Here is a 23579-nt window from a genome sequence, read left to right as displayed (position 1 = left end):
AAATCAACAATAAGCTTTAACATAACCTATTGATAAAAAGGACATAGAAAAATGGCAGTTGCTTGCAGCTGCCATTTCCTTATGTTTCTAATATAAAGTTACATTCACTTTAAAATGTGGTTTTGAAGCGGTGTTAGCTTCAATTCCTTGATGCTATCAAGCACAAGGCGGGCAATCTCCTTAGCTCCATTCTCCTGAAAATGGGTGTTATCCTGAATGCCTTTCGGATAATTTTTGTTCGCTCCAGTTTCTAGCCAGAGGAAAATATCCTTAGTCCTTTCTGGACCGAGTTTCTGGAACAATACCTTGCTTTTGGCAGTAAGGTCAATAACAGGTACATGTTCTTCCAACCCAAGCTCCTTCATGGCAGTTGGATATGCTCCGTGGGAATCAAGCTCTAATCCTCCTGTCGTAAAATGGCGTCGTTCAACAGGGGTTACCAGAACCGGAATGGCCTGTTTGGCGCGGGCACCGTCAATATATTGTTTTAAATAGCTTTTATAAGTTGAATACGGCTCTGTATACCGTCGATCCTCAATTTTATCATTATGGCCAAATTGAATAAACAAGTAATCACCCTTTTCAATCTGTTTTAGGATTGATTCAAGTCTCCCCTCATCAATAAAACTTTTCGAACTCCTTCCAGATTTGGCCTCATTTTTGACTACAACTTTTTTATCAAAAAACCGTGGAAAAACCTGACCCCAACCTGCTCGAGGTGCTGCCTTACTTGAATAATTTGACACAGTTGAATCTCCAGCCAGATAAACCGTTATCTGGTCTATGTGGGTGTTCTCGGCATTCGTCATTTTTACAAAGTTGTTTCTAGAAATCCATAAGCACACTAATAAAAACAAGGTTGCCAATACTATTTTCCCTTTACCCTTATTCCGCATACTCTCCTCCTGTATCTTAAACAGCCATAGCTTATTATGGCGGTGATGACTTGCTGTTTATGCATCTTTGGTGACTGTTATTCGTTCGAGAGAGGGAAACTGCCTACACCTGGGAGGATAAAGACGATTGGCGACCTAAACCTGTGCGCAATCCATAATATAGATTTTATTGTCGACCCTAGCTCAATAAAAGATGGTGGACTGTCACCAATAGGGCTTATTGATGACCCTAACACTCAAAAATGATCGCGAACGGTCATCAGTAGAAGTTCACCATTGGCTTTTAAGAGTATAGACCTTCCCTATCCTAAGAATCTATTTCAGATTGATACTATTTCTAAATTGATCATAATCCGTTTTAATAAAATGAAACAAAGCTGCATTACCGCCGTGGTCGGGATGTGTGATTTTTAATAATTTTTTATACCTTGTTATGACTTCTTTATCACTCGCCCTTTTGGAAAGCCCTAATTTCTGGCGATAATCATTCGTCAAAGGAGTAGCAAGAGGAATGTCTTCCGTTTTATCTGAATCGCCTTTGTTTCCTTTGAATAGTTCTCCCTTTAATTCCAACAATTCATTCGTCAAATCAATATTCTCTTTAAGTAGTTTTTTAGTTTCCCTTTGTAACTCACTATTCTCTTTTTCATGATTAACAATCTCTTTTTTTAACATGTCTATTTGTTGAATTAAAGTAGCAATTGAGGTCTGATGAAGATGCTCAATTCCTTTTATATGCTCATCTTGTGCCTTTATTCTTACTTTTAATTGTTGAACGATTTTATCCTGATGGGAAGGACGATTGACAACCCGGTTTGAAGTTGTTTCATTTGACTGAGTTTTCTGGTTGCCTGTACCCACGCTTTCAATCTTGCCTTCACGCAATAAACGCCGAACGATTTGAACAGCTGTACTATCGACTATACCTGCATCCTTTAACAAATAAAACGCTTGATCGGTATTGTCAAGTATGTATCCTGTATCCTGTTGTCCCGCACCCTTAAAGTGAATTTTTCTTTCACGAAACCAACGCCTAACCGTTTGAATACTAGTATCTTCTGTGACTCCTGCTTCCCTTAACAAGTCAAAAGCTTGATCTGTGTTCAAAATGATCCTTCAGTCCCTCTTTTTTTATAATAATTTTATATGAGTGAATTTAGAATGTGAATGGATAAATTAGACTAACATATGAGTCTCATAAGGAGCCTGTCAGTTCCAATTTACTAGTAGAAAACAAATAGATTTAAATATATTGAAATACAAAACAATTAGACCGTTTAAATATTTAAACGGTCTTCTCAAAAATTTATTAATGGTCACGATGAACGATATAGTTTAATAAATGCTTCAAAAAGGAGATATTCCTTGGCACTTCTTGCAATGCTTCCATTGCAAGGCAGTAATGGTCCCACATTTGTTTTCTAGCACCATCAGAACCTAAGATGGATACAAAAGTTGAATTATTATTTTCAGCATCTTTACCAATGGGTTTTCCTAGTACTATACTATCTCCCTCGACATCTAGAAGGTCATCCTTAATTTGAAAAGCAATGCCGGCATGATGGGCGAATTTTTTCAAACCCTCCATTTCAGACTCTTTTGCCCGGGCAAGAATGGCAGGCATGATCAATGAAGCCTCGAAGGCTATTCCGGTTTTATAAAAGCACATTTTATTCAGTTGTTCCAGAGTCAGTTGCTTCCCTTTAGAATCCAAATCCATCGCCTGTCCCTTACACATTACCGCTGTCATTTGAGCTGAATATTGGATTAAGTTAAGGACTGTTTTTGGATCAAATTGGTCCAGAGCTGTTTGTTCCTCAATGGCCTTCTGGGTTAAAAAGAGACCAGTTAGTTCGGCTATGGAAACATTATATACCTGATGGAGAGTTGGACGCCCTCTTCGGATCGAGGCATTATCCTGGGATGGAAGATCATCGAAGATTAAGGATGCCGTATGCATATATTCCAATGATTTCAGGAGTGGAACAATAGCAGACTTTTCTAATCCATATTCGTTAACCCCCATTACCCAAGTCATGATTGGTCTCAATCGCTTGCCGTCACCTTCGAGACTATAATTTGCAGCGGCAATAATCGGGTCCATCTTCCCTTTTTTAGGTATAGGTAAAATGTTATTAATCTGATTTCGAACTGTTTTAATCGTTTCTAAAAAATCTACCTGCTCCTTCCGTTCCTCTTTCAGGGTGGTAATCATATGGTCGCGCAGTAGTTTATCAAAAAAATCAACATCATCCGCTTTACGTACCATCGTTTGAATAACCCGATTAAATTTTGGATGGCCAGAAGAAAATAATTTCATAACATAGTGGTAATTTTCTGGTCCCATACGCTCTTTAAATCGCTTCAATCCATTGATTGCACGGTCGAGAATCACTTCACAGGACTTACGATCTGAATGATACACATTATGGATCAAATTAGAGATGACCGTCCAATATAATTCAAAAGGGTTTATGAGGTCCGTTCTCTTCTCATGATAGGTCATATAGTAGGTATACGGTGTTACCCTGCCTTCTTTCAAGTCATCAAACATATCGGCAAAATCATCGGCCAGCTGATTGTATATTCCATAAAAAAATGTTCGCATGTCAAAACCTTCATCCTCCCGAGCACTAATGACGGAGCGGGCAATTAATCGTGAGGAAGAGGATTTTAAAATCACCGGGATGTAGAGCTCTTCATTCGTGTAATTTGCATTGGATAGACTCTTTACACGGTCCACTTCTTGAGAATGAAAAAACACATAAGCCTGCTCAAAAAATTTCGTCCGAGTTTCTGGTCGCAGATGAGACTTAATATACTCAAAGGCTGTGCGGAGTTCTGAATGAATATATCGGATCAGGTTCACGTTTTTCTCAGGCCAGCTACCTAATACCGGAACCGTCCCCGTGATAAGGGTAGTACGAATCAAATTGGAATATTGTTTTTCCTCTTCAGATGTTAAGATTCCAGCATCAAGAAGATCGTCAATAAATGGGTAGGTTATACCATAGGAATAGCCTAGTCTAATGGCAGCATCAAGTTTCTTTGACCGTTCCTCGGGCGAAATCTGATCACCCATCTCTTCCACCTCATGCATGATGACTCCAGCAATAATTTTAATGAGCTTCCGCTGAGCATTTTCAGCATCCATCCCCTTAGGAATATTATCGGATACGGTCTTTAGTTTATTTAACACCCAGATCATCGTGGATTCGATGCCTTCCTTTTGAGCCCACCGGTACAACACAGCCATACTAAATGGCTCCGTGTTGACCATTCGATTTTCAGCAGTAGACTGAGTCAGCTGAATTTTCAAATTGTCAACGACACGCTGGACCCTCGCCTGTGTCTCAGGTGAGTCAAGGGCTTTGCCAAGATCGCGCATAAAAATATAGGAAATGCTTCGATCTAGATAATTATCTAGTTTACCTGTGTAATCGAGCCATTGGATATAATTGTGATACACTCGAGTATCAGGTTTTCCTTTTGTACGTGAAAAGAAGGATAATATCGAATAATGATGAATATGGTTTTGTTTCCACGTTTGAATATCTTTTGTTATGGTTTGGACATAGGTCTTTTCGATAACCTGTTTAGAAAGTGATTTAAAATAATGAGCAGCCTTCTGCTCAGCCAGCTGATAGCTTACATTCGCGTTTTTTATTAACTCCTCATTCATACAATTCATTACCTTCTTCTTAAGGTTGTCTTTTTGTTTTATTATTTTATTCTTTTTAACTATCAAACTATTCCCATTATATTTAAAGATGCATGGTTTAACAATATAGTGTAAACAACGAGACCGTTTAAGTTAATAAACGGTCTTCACAGAATTAAAATAAAATGGTTGATAAAAAAACAACAGTGGTTACAGTAATCATACTAAGCAAAGTAGACAACAAAACAACTTGTGCTGCATATTCTGGATGATTTCCATATTCTAAAGCGAAAAGAGCACTGTTCCTTGATGTTGGGAAGGAGCTTGCAATAAACAACGCCTGTGCTGTCGTGCCATCCAACTTCAATGATAAAATAATGATGAATGCTATTGCTGGAGATAGGATTAAACGACCAAATAAACTTAGAAACAGTGGTAAAGTGAAACGAGTTATTTTTAAATATGCACTTTGTGCACCAAGTGTAACAAGCGCCACTGCCAAAAAAGCATTGGAAGTATTATTAATCGGAGTCCATAAAAATGTTGGGAGTTTAATATGCAATGTGTGGAGAAACAATCCTAATATAAAAGCATAAATGACAGGGTTTTTTAGAAACTCCTTCATTGCTGTAAATCCACGTTGATCAACGGAAACAGAATTAAGTAAACCATACGTATAGGTAAGCAAATTCTGAAAAATCATCACCACAATTTGTATGGATGCACCCAATGGGTTATGTTGAAAAACAAGTTGACTTACGGGCAATCCAAAATTTCCTGAGTTATTTAAGACCACGCTATTCTTAAAAGTTGAAGAAAGACCGCTATCAAATTTTGCTGCTTTAGATATTAAAGCACTTATTATCATTAAGCATGAACATTGTATCACTAAGAAGCCAAGAATATGCAACAGTGTTTTACCACCAACATTATTTTGATAAATATTTACAAAACTGACACAGGGCATAAGAAAATATGTATTTAGCTTTGATAAAGTGTTCATATCAAACTTAAATTTCCGATGTAGAAATACACCAGCGCCTATTAAAGTAAATACTGGTAAAATGACATTTAATAAGATAAGAAAGAATACATCCATAAAAATCTCCTCCTTTTAACCCCTTTTACAAAAAATAAAGTCCAAAAACTCTTCATTAAGAGTTTCTGGACCATGTCAGGAATGATAACATTTTAATAGTTAGATAGGAATAATAGATAAAATAAGCGCAACTAAAATCATCACCGCTGTTGAGCCGCATGCCCATTTTAGAAAAGAGCGCTGTAGATCTCCGAAATCTTCTCCAACCATGCCGACTAATAAATACGTGGATGGTACTAAAGGGCTTAATAGGTGGACTGGTAATCCCATTAGTGATGCTCTTCCAATCATAGCGGGATCAATTCCATACCCACTAGCGGCTTTAGCAAGCAAAGGTAGAACACCGTAGTAAAATGCATCGTTAGACATGAAAAATGTAAATGGAGCACTAATGATTGCTGTAATAAGAGCAAAATGGGAGCCTAGACCATCTGGAATATGAGTAATCATTGTATGTGCCATGGCATCGACCATTTTCGTCCCTGAAAGAATACCCGTAAAAATTCCTGCAGCAAAAACCATTGAAACAACTGATAGTGCATTATCAGCGTAGTGCATAATCCGTTCTTTTTGTTCGCTTAGATTTGGATAATTGATTGTAATTGCAATCGCAAATCCAATCATAAATAATACGGTAGTAGGCAGCAATTCTTGGATTAATGCAACTAAAAGTAGAATTGTTAACAGATAGTTTACTAGAATTAACTTTGGACGTTTAAGGTAGGCATCCTCTGATGTAGCTGCCATCATAGCCATCGTACTATAATCAATTTCCATTACTCCTATCCGTTTACGCTCTTTTCTTCCAAGGCAGTAAGCCATGAACAATACAAACAACACTCCGCCTACCATACTAGGGATTACGGGAGTAAAAATATCCCCCATCTCAAGATGTAATGCCGTCATTGCTCTAGCAGTAGGTCCTCCCCATGGAAGAAGGTTCATAACACCCGAAGAAGATACAGCAATTCCAGCTAGAACCAAAGGTTTCATGCCAATTCGTTTATACAAAGGAAGCATCGCTGAAATGGTTATCATATATGTAGTGGTTCCATCACCATCAAGGGAGATTATTAACGCAAGGACAGCTGTTCCTATAGCTATTTTAACAGGATCCCCTTTTACTAATTTTAAGATTGTCGAAATGATAGGATCAAACACTCCTGCATCTATCATGATGCCGAAGAAGAGAATCGCAAAAAGGATCATGATTCCTGTTGGTGCCACGCTTTTTATACCTTCAAGCGCCATAGGCCCCATTTCTTTTCCGAATCCACCTATTAATGCAAATACAATCGGCACGACCATTAAAGCAATCATTGCAGATAAGCGTTTTGTCATAATTAATACCATAAAAATAATTATCATTAAAAATCCTAAAGTCGCAAGCATCATCTTCACCCCTTTTGTTAGTAAATTAATAATAATCTAAATATTCAAGGGTGAAAACGTTTCCAAAATAAAGTTATTATCGTACATTATTATATATTTTGTTCATTTTGTTCATGGTGTGTTTATATCTAACAACGTAAAATACTACGTGGTAAATTACTCATAAAAGAAAGGATGCCTTTTGGCATCCTCACTAAACAGGATAATATTTTCTTTCCGGTCTCCCAACAATTCCATATACCACTTCCGCTTTTGCTTCCTTAATGGAAGATAGATATTCCAAATATCGGCGTGCTGTAATCCGGGAAGCTCCAATTTCCTTCCCAACTTCTTCAGCAGAAAGGCCTTGATTTTTCATCTGTAGAGCGCTTTTCACCTTTCCTAGAGTAATTTCATCAATTCCCTTAGGCAATCCTGTGCCCTTTCCTACCTTTTCAATCTTTTTATTGCCAAAAAGGAGGTCAACATAATTCTGATCTATATCTTGACTGGAAGTTATGAGGGAGTGCTTTTTTATATATTCTAAAATAACTTCGTCAAATCTATCCTTATTTACAGGTTTGATTAAATAATGCTCAACTCCATAACCTAATGCTTTTTCAATGAATGCTTTATCAGTTGCAGCTGTTATCATAATAATACCCACCTTTGGGAAACGCTCTCGGATGATTGGAAGCAAATCAGAACCAAGCATATCAGGCATATACACATCTAGAATTAATAGATCTGGCGTTTTCTCAGTCAAAATTTGAAGCGTCTGATCACCGGTTAATGATTTTCCAATAACTTCGATTTCCTTAAATCTTTTTAAAAATTTTTCATGTATATCGGCAACTCGGAAATCATCTTCTGCAATGGCAACTTTTATCTTACTCAAGTTTTTTGCTCCTCTCGTTTTCCTTAGGAAGGTACACGGTAAAGACAGTTCCACTTTCGGGGGTACTCTGCACCTCAATCATACCATTCATTTCTATCACAGCATCTTCAGCATTTGATAAGCCAAACCCCCTCGGCTCATCCCCATTTTTAGATGTAAAACCTCTTTCAAATAGAAGTGGAACTTCTTTGGCAGTTATGCCCTTTCCATTATCTGCAATCTCAAAAATGATATCACTACCAATATCAGTAGCGAAAAATTTTACATTAGGAGAATCTATACCTGAGACAGCTTCAAAGGCATTGTCGATTAAGTTTCCAAGAATCACAATTAGGTTGGATATCTTAAAATGGGATGGCAATTCCTTTAAATAACTATCAGATACTATCTCAAACTTTATTTTCTTTTCAGAAGCTTTTCCCAATTTCCCTAAAAGGATAGCTTGGACTTTCGTGTCTTCAATATGGTTAAAAACAATAGAATTTTGAAATTGTAAGACCTGTGTTTCAGATTGGATCATATCGATTGCCTGCTCATTTTCTCCGAGCTGAAGCAGACCCAATAACACATATAATTTATTGGTGTATTCATGTGTTTGCGCACGGAGATCTTCCGAATATCTATTTACTTCTGATAGGGTGTTTAACATTTGCTCGATTTCAGTTTTATCACGAAAAGAAGCAACCACTCCACTTATCGCTGACTCTTGAAAAAGTGGAGTACAATTGACGATAACGGTTTTATCTTTCCAGACCATTTCTTTATCAACTTGTGGATTTCCCGATTTTAATACTTCATATAAATAGTCAGAAGGAAATAGCCCATCTACCTTTAAATGGCGGACTGATCCATTAATATGTAATAGTCTTTTGGCCGGCTGATTCATCATGGTGATGTAGCCGTCTTTATCTATGGCTAAGATCCCCTCTTTCACTCCATGAAGCACAGCATTTTTTTCTTTATAAAGTGCTGCAATTTCAAACGGTTCTAGTCCCATTGTATCTTTGCGGATATTCCGTCCCAGCAGGATACTTCCGAAAAGGGAAATCAAAAACGCGAAAAGTGAAACAAGAAGTACCTTGGTGACATTGTTCATTATTTGCTGATGGACATCTTCAAGCAAAAATCCTACAGAAACGATTCCAATCACATCACCCTTTTTGTTTAAAATAGGAGATTTACCTCTTATAGATGGCCCGAGTGAACCTTTGGCTTTAGATACATAATATTCCCCTTTTTTAATCGCCCTTTCATTATCCCCACCAGTCATTTTCTTTCCAATCATCGATTTTAAAGGGTGAGAATATCTAGTACCATCTTTGTTTCCGATGACAACAAACTCAGCACCTGTTTCTTTGCGAATTTTCTCTGCTATAGGCTGTATCGTTTTGGGTGGATCACTTGTTTGAAAAGCAGCAATTATGGTTGGAATGTATGATACCGTTTTCGAGATTTCAAGCGCCATCCTGCCCCGGTTTTCCTCAATTTGTTGACTTTCCCTATATCCGAAAAATAATGTAAGGAGTAGGATTAACAATAATCCCAGTAATAGAACCAGCCCAAATATTTTTATCTGTAGTGATACTTTTATTGTTTTCAGGCAATATACCTCCTTCGTTGATTTGCATGAATTGATTCAAAATCCATTATATCCTAAATGATAAAGATTTCTTTTTTAGAAGTATAACAATTTGAAAAAAAGAAACTATTTTAGGAGTTGACCTAACATTCAATTAAAAGTATAATTACAAACATTAGTTTATTAGATAAACAAATGTTTGTCGAAAAATTACTGCTACATCAAAGAATGATATTAGGAGGAAGATATCTTGAAAAAACATAAAATTGGCATTGCACTATCACTAGTCCTTGCTGCAGGTACTTTATTAGGTGCATGTGGAAAAAGTAATGATAACAAAGGCAAAGAAAATGCCTTCTCTGTAGCTATGGTTACAGACATCGGCGGTGTTGACGACAAATCATTTAACCAATCTTCTTGGGAAGGACTCCAAAATTTTGGTAAAGAAAATGACTTAAAAAAAGGTAAAGGCGGTTATGATTACCTTCAATCCAAATCGGATGCCGATTACACAACAAACTTAAATACTCTCGTTCGTCAAGGGTTTGACTTAGTATACGCTATCGGTTTCTTAATGCCAGCCGCTGTTGAGGAAATTGCAAAGCAACAAAAAGATTCTAAATTTGCGATTGTTGATGCTGAAGTAAAGCTGCCAAACGTTGCAAGCATTCTATTTAAAGAGCAAGAAGCAGGATTCCTTGCAGGAATCGCAGCTGCCAAAACAACAAAATCTAATCACATTGGATTTATTGGCGGTATGGAAATTCCTGTTGTCGAACGTTTCGAATCTGGTTTCTTAGCCGGTGTTAAAGCTGCTAAACCAGAAGTAAAAGTTGACGTTCAATATGCAGGTGCGTTTGACAAGGCCGAGCTTGGTCAAGCAATCGCTTCTAAAATGTATTCTTCAGGAGCGGACGTAATCTTCCACTCAGCTGGTGCTACTGGTGTCGGTCTATTCAAAGAAGCCACTGACCGTAAGGCAAAAAACCCTGGCAAAGAAATTTGGGCAATTGGTGTAGACCGTGACCAAGCAGATATGGGCCCGGATGTTGTTCTCACATCAGCATTAAAACGCGTTGATATAGCTGTTAAAGACCTTGCAACAAAGACAAAAGATGGAAATTTCCCTGGCGGCAAAGTTGCATTATATGGTTTAACTGAAGATGGTGTTGGCTTAGCACCTATCAATGCGAAAGCTGCAAACAAAGCTGATATTGAAGCAGCAGTCAAAGAATGGGCTGAAAAGATTAAAACAGGTGCAGTAAAAGTTCCTGAAACACGTGATGAATTAAAAACATTTAGTGCAAAATAATAAAAAAAGTTAAAAAACCTGTATAGATTTTATTCTATGCGGGTTTTTTTATGGAGAAAATCAGTGTGATGACGCTTACCTTTTTTAATAGTTTGACATTTAAAAAACTTAGATGTACAATTTAAACATAAGTTTATATTTTAAACATTAGTTTGAGAGGTGGGTTTATGCCTGAAAAATTGACAGAGAAAGAACAAGTGATCTTCGATTTAATACGAAAGAACCCTTATATTTCTCAACAGGAGCTTGCGGCTGTATTAGGATTATCTCGGCCCTCCATTGCAAATATTATTTCTGGTCTAATTAGAAAAGGAACTATTTTAGGCAGAGCCTATATTTTAAATGAATCACAACAGGTTATTTGTATTGGCGGAGCAAATATTGATCGTAAACTTCACATCAAAGATATGGCTCAATTAGGTACCTCTAATCCGATATACTCCACTCAGAATGCGGGCGGGGTGGCACGAAATATCGCTGAAAACATAGGAAGGCTTGGGCTGGAAGTAGCACTTATATCGACATGTGGCAATGATATGGACTGGTCATTTATCGAAGAATCATCATCTCTTTATATGAACTTAGAAAACGTGACCTCATTCCCTGAAAAATCAACAGGCTCCTACACGGCTGTTTTAGACTCTACTGGAGAATTAATTATTGCATTAGCCGATATGGAAGTATATGAGGCGATCTCACCTGACTTAATGCTTAAAAATGATGGATTACTAAGCAGGTCCAAATGTATTATGGTCGATTTAAACTGTCCGAAAGAGACCATACAATTCTTATGTCATTTTGCAAAAAACCATGGCTTACCTATCGTCTTAATACCAGTTTCATCACCAAAGATGAATCGATTACCAGATGACTTAGATGGTGTGACATGGCTAATTACGAACCGTGATGAAACGGAAACTTACTTTAACATGAAAATTAAAAATGAAGAAGATTGGAAGAACGCTTTAGAAAAATGGCTTTCATTAGGAATATCCAATGTAGTCATCACGAATGGAAAAGAAGGCTCAATGATTGGCAATAAAGAAGAGGGAATATTTCATGTTCCTTCTATTGAAATTAATGAAATTGTAGATGTTACCGGGGCAGGAGATGCTTTTTCCTCTGCTGTTATCTACTCCTGGTTAGAGGGTAAAACTTTAATCGAAATTGCCAAAGCTGGAAGTATTAATGCGGCTAAAACACTGCAATCACCCTATACAGTACGGCAGGATTTATCAGCAGCACAACTACAAAAAGACATGGAGGAATTATCATGAAACAATATATTACTTTATCTGAAGAAGTGCGCGCCGCAAAAGAACAAGGAAAACCAATCGTTGCCTTAGAGTCTACGATTATCTCCCATGGTATGCCTTATCCACAAAATGTGAAAACCGCTCGTGAAGTGGAACAAATTATCCGAGATAATGGAGCCGTTCCGGCAACAATTGCCATTGTAGATGGAAAAATTAAAATCGGTTTATCCGATGAAGAGTTAGAAATGTTCGGAAAAAGTACAGATGTAGCAAAAGCATCAAGACGTGATTTAGCTTATTTAATCGCTACAAAAAAACTAGGGGCAACAACAGTAGCGGCAACAATGATTTGCGCAGAAGCAGCAGGAATTAATATCTTCGTTACTGGGGGTATTGGCGGTGCTCACCGTGGAGCCGAAACTACCATGGATATCTCAGCAGACCTAGAAGAACTAGGACAAACAAACGTGGCAGTCATTTGTGCAGGTGCCAAATCAATTTTGGATTTAGGGTTAACGATGGAATATCTTGAAACAAAAGGTGTACCGGTTATTGGCTATCAAACCGACGTACTCCCTGCCTTCTATACCCGTAATAGTGAATTCTCAGTAAACTTCCGTGCAGACGATGTAGATACAATCGCCTCAACTTTAAAAGTTAAATGGGATTTACACCTTAAAGGTGGAGCAGTTATTGCCAACCCAATTCCTAAAGAATTTGCCATGGATGAGAAAACCATTAATAACGTAATTGAATCGGCATTAAATGAAGCACAAGAACGACACATTTCCGGTAAAGAAGTAACCCCATTCTTACTAGGTAAGGTGAAAGAACTAACAGGAGGCAAAAGCCTTGAAGCAAACATTGCTCTAGTTAAAAACAATGCAGTAGTTGGAGCAAAACTTGCTGTAAGTTTTAATGCAATGAAATAAGAATTTAAAAAAATTTTTTAGGCAGATGCTTTAGCTTGTAGACAAAATCAAGGTTCTTGACAAGTCTACAAGCTTTTTTATATCCATGAGGCTGCATACTATTGAAAATCAGTAAATCCCCGGCATTTGTCACCACTTTTGTTGGGGTAAACTGTTTATATAATCGATTTAGGATTGACAAAAAGTACCTCAAGAATAGAGGTACTTTGAGCATTCTAATTTATTTTGTAGCAGGTGCTAGTGTACTTTCAGGTGAAGTTACTTTGTCATAAAAATCGACGAATTTATCACGGTCCGTACTGTCCCGGTAAGCCATGGCAACACGTGGATGTTCATTAAGGACACCTGAAATCATATAAGGAATGATGTAGCCCCACTCCCACTTTTCACGCATTTCCAGCATATGTTCTTCAATCACACGAAGGACTGGCTGAAGCTCATAGCTTGGTTTTTGGATATAGCTAACGAGAAGCTCAGTGTTACAATTACCAGCAGCACGACCCATGCCATAAACAGACGAATCAAGAAATGAAACTCCATTACGCAACGCCGTTAATGTATTGGCGAATGCTAATTGCATATTGTTATGCGTATGGATCCCAAGCTGTTTGTTAGGAATCATTTCTTTGAATTTTTTCACTTGATGCTCTATATCCACAGGATCTAAGCTGCCAAAGGAGTCAACGATATAGACCACATCTACAGGACTTTCCTTCACCAATTCAAACGCTTTAATGAGCTGTTGTTCAGGTACACTCGATAATGCCATAATGTTTAGGGAAGTTTCATAACCCAAATCATGGAACATTTGGACAAGTTCTAATCCTTTATCAACTTCACGGATATAACAAGCCACTCGAATCATATCTAAAACACTTTGTTCACGAGGTAAGATATCATTGGGGTCTACCCGCCCAATATCTACTAAAGCCGATAGCTTGGTGAACTTTTTCACAGGGATAATTTCTTTTAGGAAGTTATCGTCAAGAAATCTCCATGGATTGGGCTCAGTCGCTTTAAGAAGCTTAGGAGAATTTTTGTAGCCAATCTCCATGTATTCAACACCCGCTTCACTAAGGCCATTATACAAGTCTTGAACAAATTTAACACTGAAATCCCAATTGTTTACTAATCCTCCATCACGAATAGTACAGTCAATAATTTTGCTACTTTGTTCCATGATCGTATTTCCCCCTGTTTAATTCCGCTTTTATAATTATTATTTCATACTTTTACGCTTTTAAGCACTAAAATTTCTTATTGTGTTTATATCATGGTTTGTCCGAAGGTGTCAACCTATTTTCCGAAGATTGATAAACTCGAAGAAAAATAGAAAGCACGCTCGGACCTTTCCATTATTTAAACATTTTTCCTGGATTTAATATTCCAAGTGGATCAAACTGGTCTTTTATCATTTTCATCAGATGAATTGAACTGGAATGTTCTTTATATAAATAATCTATCTTCCCTAGTCCAATTCCATGTTCACCTGTAGCTGTACCGCCACATTCAATCGCATATTCTACAATTTTTTGATTCACGGTATGTGCCTTATCTGACTCAACTGGGTCATTCGGATTAATCATAATTAACGCATGAAAGTTTCCATCCCCAACATGCCCTACGATTCCTCCAACCAATCCATACCTTTCAAGTAAGGAACTTGCATGAGAAATCGCATCTGGCAACTTGGATAATGGCACACAAACGTCAGTACTCATATTTTTCTTTTCAGGATAACCGTGTTTAAATGCATATGCCAGGGTATGACGTGCCTCCCACAATTGCGCTTTTTTCAGAGAGTCTGTTTCAAATTTAAACTGAGTACAACCTTCTAACTCCGCTAATTCCTGGGCGAATGCAACATCTGCTTTTATACCTTCTTCATTTCCATGGAACTCCATAAATAAAGTGGGCTGCTCAGGATATACGGTTTCGTTATGTATATTAACTTGTTTCATAGAACGGTCATCGACTAGTTCAACACGGGCAATTGGGATGCCTGAGCCGACCATTGCATTTGCCGCTTTAATGGCATGATCGACAGAAGGGAATACTGCTCTACATGCAAGTGTTGCTTCAGGAATTCCGAAAACTTTTAAAGTGATTTCTGTAAAAACGCCTAATGTTCCTTCTGAGCCAACAAATAATGGAGTTAAATTATATCCAGACGAAGATTTAGCTGCTAACCCACCGATGTTTGCAATTTCTCCATTCGCTAAAACTACCTCAAGACCTCTTACGACATCTTTCATTGCACCATATTTTACAGTGGTTGTCCCCGAGGCATTCGTACTAGTCATACCGCCAATCGTCGCGTCTGCACCGGGATCAACAGGAAAGAAAAGGCCATACTTTTTGAGTGCTTTATTCAATTGTTTTCGAGTTACACCCGGTTGTACCTTTACGAGAAGGTCATTTTGCCTTACTTCAATGATGTGATTCATCAACTGAAAATCCATCGAGATCCCGCCTGAAACAGGGATAGGGTGGCCTTCAAGGCTGGAACCAGCCCCAAAAGGGACAACGGGTATTTGATACTTGTAAGCTATTTTCATAATTTCTGAAATCTCCAGCTTACTTTTTGGAAAAACAACAATATCTGGATTCACAGGTTGATGATAAGATTCATCTTTGCTGTGATGTTCTAAAATGGTTGGATTATCACTTATTTGTTCAATAGGCAGAAGGTTTCTTAAAGCTTTTATCCATTCCAAAAGTTTTACATCCTCTCTTCATCAGTAATTATTAATCATTATTACTCTTTTACTCTACTTTTACAAACAATTCGCAATTTCCTGCCAACTCCTGATCTTTAAAAACGTAATAAAGTCACCTAATCATATTAGGTGACCAAGAGGTTATTACTGAGACTACTCCACTTTTGCTCTTTAAACAGTTTAAATTAAGATCATGGTTTTAGGTAATTGAACTGATGTCAGAATTTCTAACTCTGTTAATCTCTGAAAAGCATAAGATGACCCGTGTAAAAGGTTATTATCTAGGTATGCTGGGTGACACATCACTTCAACAGTCATGCCATCTTTAATACGTTCCTTCAACTTTGTAAAATAATCTGGTTTAACACCTTCACCATAGAAATCGAACAATGATACTTCAGAGAAAGAGTCCACACCAACAATGGAATCAAATCCATTCTTCCTTACCGGCAGTTTGAATTTCGATGATAAACTCTTAATAACTGGATTTAATTCTTTCAATGTATGAACATGGTGATGGCTATCAAGATGAGTTGGTTTAAGTCCTGCTCGGATAAATCGGTCGATCTGAGCTGTCCACTCCCTTTCCAGTTCTTCTAATGAAATAACTTTTGGGTTAAAAGTAGACAAGGATTTAAAATGGCCAGTATCATCAACCAATGATGGTACATTGTCTTCTAATGGTCTCCCACATGTTAGGACGAGATGTATTCCAACCCGCAATTTTGGATATTCTTTTGCTAATTGAATGGCATGTTCGGTCCCAGCCATGGTCATCATCATCGTGGTTGAATTTACAATTCCATACAAATAACTGTCGATGATACCATGGTTTACGCCATGGCTAAACCCAAAGTCGTCCGCATTAACGATTAATTTAATCATAATTTAATCACCTTGCTAATTTTTTGGCGTGTACCTAAAGAGACAAGATATTTATATCGCTTTCTGGAAAATAATATTACTTTCTCTTATCAAATCAATTTATTCTATAGTATAGTTCAACCATTTCTGCAGCCAAATCCTTCACTGTCATCGCATTCATTAAATGATCTTGTGCGTGAATCATAAGTAAAGAGACCTCCGTTTTTTCTCCCCTTATCTCCCTTTGAATGAGAGAAGTCTGAATATGGTGAGCCTCATTTAATGCGTAATCTGCTTCCTTTAATTTTTCTCTTGCTCCTTCAAAGTCGCCTTGCCTTGCGGCAAGCAGTGCTTCCATGGCAGCACTGCGGCCGTTGCCGCCATGGAGAATAATTTGAAAGATTACATGTTCTAAATTTTCCATTCTGTTTCCCTCACCTACTGAAAATTAGCCAGTATTAAAGTTGCCAGTTGATTTCCGCTCCAGGCTCCCCTGTCCCATACTCCCGCAGGAGTCTCGCTGTATCCGCGTCCAATCAACTTGGTTACAAAATCAACATGATCTTTAACCCAGCCTATGATTAATGAACTGTGGTAAATATTCTTTATGGGCATCGAGCATTTCGTCTAATATGACTTTTGCGACGCGATCGCTTGGGACAAAAGGATTTATTGTCATGGCCAGTAACGCTGTCGCATAATCCCCACTGATTGCCGCTTCAATCGCTACCCTTTCAAAAGATTTCACTTGTTGAACAAGTCCACGAACTTGAATTGGCAGATCGCCAACTGCAATAGGTTTCGGCCCATCCTTTGTAATGATACAGCTGATTTCTACAGCGGAATCAAATGGGATACTTGAGATTGCTCCCTTATTTATGGTGTTAACTGCCTGGATGTCACATTTGTCAGTATACATTGAATGGATGAGTCTTACTGCAGCATCACTATAATAGGCGCCGCCTCTCTTTTCTAATTGAGGCGGCTTAATGGCTAAATGAGGGTCTCTATATAACTCAAACAGCTCTTCTTCTAGCTTTTTAACGACCTCGGCACGTGTCCCGCCTTCTTGATAATTTTTCAATTCTTTTTCAAGCATATCTCCAGATTTATAATAGTAATTATGATACGGGCACGGGAAAACATCTAACGCCTTCAAAAACTCTGGCTCCCAACCCATGGCATGAATGTTTTGCATTGTAATGCTTTTCTTTGGATCATTAATGAAGGAAATCACTTGATCTTTAACGGATACACCATCGACAAAAACATTTAATCCGTACACCATGTGATTTAATCCTGCAAAATCAATTCTTACTCTGTCAGGGTCTACTTCTAATAGTTTTGCAACGCCCATTTCCATTCCAATTGGCACATTACACAATCCTACCACTCTATCAATATTACTGTAACGAAGGACAGCCTCTGTGACCATCCCAGCAGGATTTGTAAAGTTTATAAGCCAGGCATTCGGGCAGACCTCTTCCATTTCCCGGCAAATATCAAGGATTACCGGAATAGTTCTAAGTGCTTTAAATAAACCTCCAGGTCCATTTGTTTCCTGACCCAGTACACCGTGCTTCAACGGAATACTCTCATCCTTCATTCGCGCTTCAAGCAAACCAACACGAAATTGAGTGGTAACGAAATCCGCAGACTTTAACGCTTCTTTTCGGTCTAATGTCAAATGGATTTTAATCGGAACTCCTGCCTTTTCCACCATTCTTTTTGCAAGATTACCGACAACTTCAAGCTTTTCCTTGCCTTCTTCAACGTCGACCAACCATAATTCACGGACTGGCAGTTCGTTATAATATTTAATAAATCCCTCAATAAGTTCGGGGGTATAGCTCGATCCCCCTCCTATCGTTACGATTTTTAAACCTTCTTTCATTTTTTTACACCTCTGGATGTTCGATTATTTATTGGTTGTATACCTCCAATACCTACCTTAATTACATGTTTAAGGTATCAGTGCGTTGGGATGATGTTTCACCTTTTTCCCTTCTTGCCTCAATTCGTCCCTGAGCGATAACAAAAGGCAGATAAAGAGCGACCGAAATGATTAAATTCACTAATGCTAAAAGAGCACCTGATACATGCCCGCCTGTTGCTAGTAAACCTCCTACAATCGCAGGTGTCACCCATGGGATATCAGCAACAACTGGATGAACCAAACCTAAACTAATAGATGTATAGGCTACTATGGTCATGATGATTGGTCCTAGTATAAACGGAATGAACCAGATGGGATTCAAAACAATTGGCAATCCGAAAAGAATAGGTTCATTGATTTGAAATATCCCTGGAGGAGTACCTAACGCAATTAATTGCTTATTACGCCTGCGACCGGAGATAAACATCGCTATCAATAACCCTAAAGTAGCACCCGAACCCCCAAGATACACAAATGCATCTAAGAAAGATCCAGATAAAATGTGGTATTTTCCTAAATCCTGTACACCTTGTGCATACATATTTACATTTTCTTGTCCCAGTTTGGTCATTAAAGGAGTTGTAATTCCTCCAAGTATGTTTGGACCATGAAGACCGAGAATCCAAAATCCGTGCACCAAGAATACGATTAAAATAGCAAACAGCATTGAATCTACTGCACCCGTAAGCGGTGAAACGAGTACTTTATTGATCCAATCGTTTAAATAAGCGCCATCACTAATAAATTTGCGTAAAATAAGCCCAAACAATCCGATGGTAAAAATGGTTGCCATTCCTGGAAGAAGCTTTGCAAATGAACGAGATACCGCTGGCGGAACTCCATCAGGCAATTTAATGACTAAAAACTTGATTTTAGCTAAACGAACAAAGAGTTCAGTCGTGACAATCGCAACAATAATACCAGTGAAAAGGGCTGTGGCATTAAAATAATTCCAGCCAATGAATCCCCACGCTCCACCGGTAACGGCCTCTCCACCCTCTGGAGTAATGGATACGTTGGCAACTTGAGGAATCAGAACAAAGAAGGACGCACCTGCTACAAGCATCGCTTCGAATCCATCGTCCCCGTAAGACTTTGCCAATTTATTTGCAATCCCAAAAACCGCAAATATGGTCATGAAGGCAAGGGTGCCCCACCAAATATCTCCCCCCAATGTTGTCCACGTTTCACCGAAAAGAGATATCATAAATTTTTCATAATATTTACCAATACCAGGTACTTTTCCTAGGTTGTTTAATAGTACTGCTAACGAACCAATCATGGTAATCGCGATCATTCCCACCAAAGCGTCACGGATGGCAAGAAGATGCCTATTGTTACCAAGCTTATTCGCGAAAGGCATAATAAATTTATCAATAAAATTCATCATGTGACCTACACCCCTTTAATTAGATTCATTGCCTGTTTCAAAACCTCTTCTCCATTGCAAAGACCATAATGCTGTGGGTTAATAGCATCTACCGGAATACCCTGCTTTTCTCCTGCCTTTTTAAGCTGAGGCAGCATATAGCGAACTTGTGGACCAAGGAGCAGTACGTCTGCCTTGTTAATCTGGTCATTTATTTCAGTAGAACCAACTGCCCAAATTTCACAACTAATCCCCTGAGATTTTGCACTTACCTCCATTTTGGAAACCAATAGACTTGTAGACATACCTGCGGAACAGCATAATAAAATCTTCATTTATATCCCCCTTAAGAAAGCGATTACATTCTCTAATCCTATTGTAAATACAATTCAGACAATTTACAATACAAATTTTATTTATTTGTTACTAATTTTATAATTTGTTATTACAAATTATAAAATTGTATTTATTATGTGCATTTGTAACCTTTTTTTGGTAATCTATAAGTATCAAGGGGGAAACCATTATGTTAGAAGAACCGAAAGACGGAAGTGCTCTGCACCTCAAAGTAAAGGATGCAATCATTCAATTGATTAACGAAGGAGAATATAAACCGGACTCACAGCTGCCAACTGAGGCAGAATTTTGTGAGAAATATGGAGTAAGCAGGACAACCGTACGAACTGCCTTACAACAACTAACAATGGAAGGTTATGTCTATCGCAAACGGGGAAGTGGAACCTTTGTTTCCGCAAAAAAAGTAAAACAAATCTTAACCACGACAGTTGACCACTTTTCCAGTCAAATTTCCATGCAGGGAAAGAAACCATCAATCAAAGTATTACAATTAGAAGTTATTCCTGCCGATGAGTATCTTAGTGAGAAATTAAAGATTCAAGAAGGAGAACCAGTTAATACGTTAGAGCGGATACGTTATGTAAATGAAGAACCAATCCAGTTTGAAACAGCCTATTTACCCTGGTATAAAACCCCGGCTATAGATAAACATGGATGTGAAAATTCATTATATAAACTATTGGAAACCCAATTTGGTATAAAGGTAAACAAGACAATTGAAACTCTTGAATTGTTTATTGCCGACCAAGAGGCAGCTGAAAAACTACATATCAGTGTTGGTGACCCTTGCTTTGCGCTTGATACCTTTGCCTACCTTCTTGATGGATCGACCATTGAATATTCAAAAACCATCTATCGTGGCGATTTGGCCCATTTCGTCATTGAAAGAAATTACTAAAGGCTGTGCAATCGACTCTGAAACCGAGAAAGGAGCCAGGTTTTCTGGCTCTTTATCGAATATAATCACTAATATAAAAAAGAAAGAGAAGCTAATAAATCGGCTTCCCTGTTTTTATTTCTGCGAGGTTATTTTATGTATTTTTTAATAGATTAGCAAAGGAATACATATTTCAAAAAACTTTAAGCACTTTGGGGAAATTGTTCTTTCTCTGTTTTTTTAAATAATAATCTTCTTAAAAACGGTATGGTCCAGCGATCCAATCCAATTTTTCCAGCATTTATTCCAGCAACTAATATAAACATTCCTAGTAAAACCATTAGAGGATTTGTACTGGTTGTTCCAGAGAACATATATGCAAAGTTCATAGTAAGTCCCATTAGTATAGAAAATGATGTAAAAATACCCAAAATTAATCCGAGACCTACTAGAAATTCCCCCCAAGGAACTATTACATTAAAAAAATCGACATATGGCAATGCTACCTCTTTTAGAAAATTCCCCCACCAAGGTTGAACAGCAGGATGTTCACCAGACATATTTTTTACTGCTCCATACATAAAGCCACTTGCATCAAATTTTCCACTAGAGATTTTTCCCCAACCAGCAGTTAACCACTGCCAACCAAGATAGAACCGAAGTAAAGTAAGCAGCATTGATACATAACGGTTTTCCTTTAAAAATTGAATAAACATAATAGCCTCCCCTAAATAATTGATAATTGTTATCATTGATAACGATTATCATTATCGTTTAAACCAATGTTTTAGTCAACAAGTGAAAAGTACTAAGTTTATTAGATAAGATAGACCAATATCCCTATTTCCTTATTTAATTAAGTGGGAAGGAATAATTTTTATTTTAAAAGCAGTTATTATTGATGTTTAATCTAATTTTAATGATTGCATAAAAAAGCCAACCCAAAATGGATTGGCTTTCAACTTATTAATTGATTCATTTTGACACAGTTACCGTCCTTGTTGCACTTACTCTACCTTTGGAATCTTTTGCATACACATATAATTTTTTTCCTGCCTTCTGCTTCGGTATTTTTACTTTATAATTCCCAGAAGCATTTGCTTTTGCTGTGTATTTTTTGGTACCGATTTTTACTGTTACCGTTGCCTTTTTCTCCGTTTTTCCTGTTACAGTTGTAGAAGTGTATCGGACCTTATTTACTGTTGGCTGGTTTGGCGCCACTTTTATAACAGATATAATCCTAGCCTTACTAACATTTCCTTTGCTGTCTTTTGCTGTCACTGATAATTTAGCCCCTGCATTTTGTACCGGTATGGTGACTTTGTAATTTCCATATTTATCAGCTTTTCCGCTATATTTTTTACCTGCTATTACCACAGTCACAGTAGCATAAGCTTCCGTTTTCCCTGTCAAAGTCCCTGCCTTGTTAGAAACATTGTTTACAGTTGGCAAATTGGGAGCCGTTTTATCTATTACTACCATTCTTGCTGATGGACTTAACGCATTCAACTTATCTTTATAGGCTACAGTCAGTTGTGTCCCAGCTTTTTGCATGGGAATAACTGCCTTGAAGTTCCCGTTTGAATCCGAAACTGTGCTGCCAATCAGCTTTGTTCCATTCATTATTTGGATCCTGACATTGCTAGCAGTTTTACCAGAAAGAGATCGATCATTATCATCAACAATGCTGACTATTGGAGCATCCAACTTTTTACTAATATAAGCAGAAGAAATATAACCTGTTAATTTTTGATCAGAAGTTTTGACTGGAACCCATACAAATTTATTTAAACTGCTGACAGATTGGTCATATTTAAAATCTCCATCAACGATAAGAGGTGTAGCTTTGGCTAATTTTTTTTTACTAGAAGAGGTACTACTAGGTTGTGCCCTCAGCGTTACACCCTCAAACGTTACAGATACCTTGTCTCCCTTATGATAAAGATGCATAGAAGTGTGCATCTGGTTCGTAATTGTATATTCTAATTTCTTAAATACAATATTATTGCTGCTGTTGGGATCATAGTAAAAGTCACCTGTAGTAAAAGGGAATTGCCCCAATTTAGTATCACCTAAGAAACTGTCTTGTTGAATCCTGGCAAAGACTTTTTCCTGATATGCTTTCGTATTTTTCAACCCATCTGATTGAACAAGAGGACTGTTTACAGGCTTAGTTCCGTTATAAGCCAATACAGGGAAGTACCAATTTTCAATAACCTCTGATCCTATCTCTTTTATTTTTGGAAGGTCCGAGCGTTGATACATACCACTAAGAATTTCAACACCAGTTTGGATATTATAATAAATATCATTTTTCAATTTTTCCTGAATATCAGGGTTTGATTGATTAGTAATTTGCATGATCCCAATTCCGTTATCATCTGAAATAAACGGCTGCCCACCCGCAGTAAACTGTCTCCAATCACTTTCTTGTGCGGCTACCGCTTTTACC

At 37.7% G+C, this 23579-nt stretch carries 20 protein-coding genes; 4 read left to right on the top strand and 16 right to left on the bottom strand.

Going from position 1 to position 23579, the window contains the following annotated elements:
- Window positions 1–104 precede the first annotated feature (104 nt).
- The 7 genes from V7137_RS10515 to V7137_RS10485 all read right to left on the bottom strand — a co-directional run bounded on the left by V7137_RS10515 (window position 105) and on the right by V7137_RS10485 (window position 9462).
- Entirely contained in the window at window positions 105–896 is a 792-nt protein-coding gene (locus V7137_RS10515; RefSeq protein WP_420490114.1) for a rhamnogalacturonan acetylesterase, read from the bottom strand.
- Window positions 897–1211: 315 nt separating this feature from the next.
- A complete protein-coding gene (locus V7137_RS10510) occupies window positions 1212–2003 on the bottom strand; it encodes a hypothetical protein (RefSeq protein WP_335698040.1) in 792 nt (263 codons plus the stop codon).
- Between the two features lie 202 nt (window positions 2004–2205).
- Window positions 2206–4587, bottom strand: coding sequence for a polyprenyl synthetase family protein (locus tag V7137_RS10505; RefSeq protein WP_335698039.1), 2382 nt, complete (start codon window positions 4585–4587; stop codon window positions 2206–2208).
- Between the two features lie 145 nt (window positions 4588–4732).
- Entirely contained in the window at window positions 4733–5656 is a 924-nt protein-coding gene (locus V7137_RS10500) for an AEC family transporter (protein ID WP_335698038.1), read from the bottom strand.
- Window positions 5657–5755: 99 nt separating this feature from the next.
- A complete protein-coding gene (locus V7137_RS10495) occupies window positions 5756–7057 on the bottom strand; it encodes a CitMHS family transporter (protein ID WP_420490113.1) in 1302 nt (433 codons plus the stop codon).
- Window positions 7058–7241: 184 nt separating this feature from the next.
- A complete protein-coding gene (locus tag V7137_RS10490) occupies window positions 7242–7925 on the bottom strand; it encodes a response regulator (protein WP_335698036.1) in 684 nt (227 codons plus the stop codon).
- Window positions 7918–9462, bottom strand: a complete 1545-nt coding sequence (locus V7137_RS10485) for a sensor histidine kinase (RefSeq protein ID WP_335698035.1) — start codon at window positions 9460–9462, stop codon at window positions 7918–7920. The genes V7137_RS10490 and V7137_RS10485 overlap by 8 nt, the downstream gene beginning before the upstream one ends.
- 292 nt (window positions 9463–9754) lie before the next feature.
- On the opposite strand from V7137_RS10485, the gene V7137_RS10480 reads away from it, so the two are divergent.
- The 3 genes from V7137_RS10480 (at window position 9755) to V7137_RS10470 (ending at window position 13004) form a co-directional block, all read left to right on the top strand.
- A complete protein-coding gene (locus tag V7137_RS10480) occupies window positions 9755–10816 on the top strand; it encodes a BMP family lipoprotein (RefSeq protein ID WP_335698034.1) in 1062 nt (353 codons plus the stop codon).
- 167 nt (window positions 10817–10983) lie between these two features.
- Entirely contained in the window at window positions 10984–12093 is a 1110-nt protein-coding gene (locus V7137_RS10475; protein WP_335698033.1) for a carbohydrate kinase, read from the top strand.
- Window positions 12090–13004 carry a pseudouridine-5'-phosphate glycosidase gene (locus tag V7137_RS10470; protein WP_335698032.1) on the top strand — a complete coding sequence of 305 codons (915 nt, stop codon included), beginning with the start codon at window positions 12090–12092 and terminating at the stop codon, window positions 13002–13004. Before V7137_RS10475 ends, V7137_RS10470 begins: the two co-directional genes overlap by 4 nt.
- A gap of 220 nt (window positions 13005–13224) precedes the next feature.
- On the opposite strand, the gene V7137_RS10465 is transcribed toward V7137_RS10470, so the two are convergent.
- The 7 genes from V7137_RS10465 to V7137_RS10435 form a co-directional block, all read right to left on the bottom strand.
- Window positions 13225–14184, bottom strand: a complete 960-nt coding sequence (locus V7137_RS10465; protein ID WP_335698031.1) for an aldolase catalytic domain-containing protein — start codon at window positions 14182–14184, stop codon at window positions 13225–13227.
- Between the two features lie 175 nt (window positions 14185–14359).
- A complete protein-coding gene (locus tag V7137_RS10460) occupies window positions 14360–15721 on the bottom strand; it encodes an FAD-binding oxidoreductase (RefSeq protein ID WP_335698030.1) in 1362 nt (453 codons plus the stop codon).
- Between the two features lie 183 nt (window positions 15722–15904).
- On the bottom strand, window positions 15905–16609 hold the full coding sequence (gene chbG / locus V7137_RS10455) for a chitin disaccharide deacetylase (protein WP_335698029.1): 705 nt from the start codon (window positions 16607–16609) through the stop codon (window positions 15905–15907).
- A gap of 94 nt (window positions 16610–16703) precedes the next feature.
- Window positions 16704–17012 carry a PTS lactose/cellobiose transporter subunit IIA gene (locus V7137_RS10450; protein WP_335698028.1) on the bottom strand — a complete coding sequence of 103 codons (309 nt, stop codon included), beginning with the start codon at window positions 17010–17012 and terminating at the stop codon, window positions 16704–16706.
- A gap of 141 nt (window positions 17013–17153) precedes the next feature.
- The gene (locus V7137_RS10445; RefSeq protein WP_335698027.1) at window positions 17154–18482 is read right to left on the bottom strand and encodes a 6-phospho-beta-glucosidase; all 1329 of its coding nucleotides are present in this window, start codon (window positions 18480–18482) and stop codon (window positions 17154–17156) included.
- 61 nt (window positions 18483–18543) lie between these two features.
- Window positions 18544–19914: a PTS sugar transporter subunit IIC gene (locus tag V7137_RS10440; protein WP_335698026.1), complete on the bottom strand. Its 1371-nt coding sequence runs from the start codon at window positions 19912–19914 to the stop codon at window positions 18544–18546.
- A 5-nt stretch (window positions 19915–19919) separates the two neighbouring features.
- A complete protein-coding gene (locus V7137_RS10435; protein WP_335698025.1) occupies window positions 19920–20228 on the bottom strand; it encodes a PTS sugar transporter subunit IIB in 309 nt (102 codons plus the stop codon).
- A gap of 191 nt (window positions 20229–20419) precedes the next feature.
- On the opposite strand from V7137_RS10435, the gene V7137_RS10430 reads away from it, so the two are divergent.
- Window positions 20420–21148, top strand: a complete 729-nt coding sequence (locus tag V7137_RS10430) for a GntR family transcriptional regulator (RefSeq protein WP_335698024.1) — start codon at window positions 20420–20422, stop codon at window positions 21146–21148.
- Between the two features lie 182 nt (window positions 21149–21330).
- On the opposite strand, the gene V7137_RS10425 is transcribed toward V7137_RS10430, so the two are convergent.
- The gene (locus tag V7137_RS10425) at window positions 21331–21843 is read right to left on the bottom strand and encodes a DoxX family protein (protein WP_335698023.1); all 513 of its coding nucleotides are present in this window, start codon (window positions 21841–21843) and stop codon (window positions 21331–21333) included.
- 259 nt (window positions 21844–22102) lie between these two features.
- The coding region (locus tag V7137_RS10420; protein ID WP_335698022.1) for an Ig-like domain-containing protein at window positions 22103–23579 on the bottom strand (1477 nt) is incomplete at its 5' end.

It is taken from the genome of Neobacillus drentensis (genome assembly GCF_036962765.1).
Lineage (GTDB): Bacteria > Bacillota > Bacilli > Bacillales > Cytobacillaceae > Neobacillus > Neobacillus drentensis_C.
This window is presented reverse-complemented; position numbering and strand designations above follow the sequence as displayed.

Bases quoted from the DNA above. Each gene is read 5' to 3' on its own strand.
- chbG (WP_335698029.1), bottom strand. From the start codon at position 16,609: ATGATTAAATTAATCGTTAATGCGGACGACTTTGGGTTTAGCCATGGC.
- V7137_RS10440 (WP_335698026.1), bottom strand. From the start codon at position 19,914: ATGATGAATTTTATTGATAAATTTATTATGCCTTTCGCGAATAAGCTT.
- V7137_RS10445 (WP_335698027.1), bottom strand. From the start codon at position 18,482: ATGAAAGAAGGTTTAAAAATCGTAACGATAGGAGGGGGATCGAGCTAT.
- V7137_RS10450 (WP_335698028.1), bottom strand. From the start codon at position 17,012: ATGGAAAATTTAGAACATGTAATCTTTCAAATTATTCTCCATGGCGGC.
- V7137_RS10430 (WP_335698024.1), top strand. From the start codon at position 20,420: ATGTTAGAAGAACCGAAAGACGGAAGTGCTCTGCACCTCAAAGTAAAG.
- V7137_RS10435 (WP_335698025.1), bottom strand. From the start codon at position 20,228: ATGAAGATTTTATTATGCTGTTCCGCAGGTATGTCTACAAGTCTATTG.
- V7137_RS10475 (WP_335698033.1), top strand. From the start codon at position 10,984: ATGCCTGAAAAATTGACAGAGAAAGAACAAGTGATCTTCGATTTAATA.
- V7137_RS10425 (WP_335698023.1), bottom strand. From the start codon at position 21,843: ATGTTTATTCAATTTTTAAAGGAAAACCGTTATGTATCAATGCTGCTT.
- V7137_RS10500 (WP_335698038.1), bottom strand. From the start codon at position 5,656: ATGGATGTATTCTTTCTTATCTTATTAAATGTCATTTTACCAGTATTT.
- V7137_RS10465 (WP_335698031.1), bottom strand. From the start codon at position 14,184: ATGGAACAAAGTAGCAAAATTATTGACTGTACTATTCGTGATGGAGGA.
- V7137_RS10515 (WP_420490114.1), bottom strand. From the start codon at position 896: ATGCGGAATAAGGGTAAAGGGAAAATAGTATTGGCAACCTTGTTTTTA.
- V7137_RS10470 (WP_335698032.1), top strand. From the start codon at position 12,090: ATGAAACAATATATTACTTTATCTGAAGAAGTGCGCGCCGCAAAAGAA.
- V7137_RS10505 (WP_335698039.1), bottom strand. From the start codon at position 4,587: ATGAATTGTATGAATGAGGAGTTAATAAAAAACGCGAATGTAAGCTAT.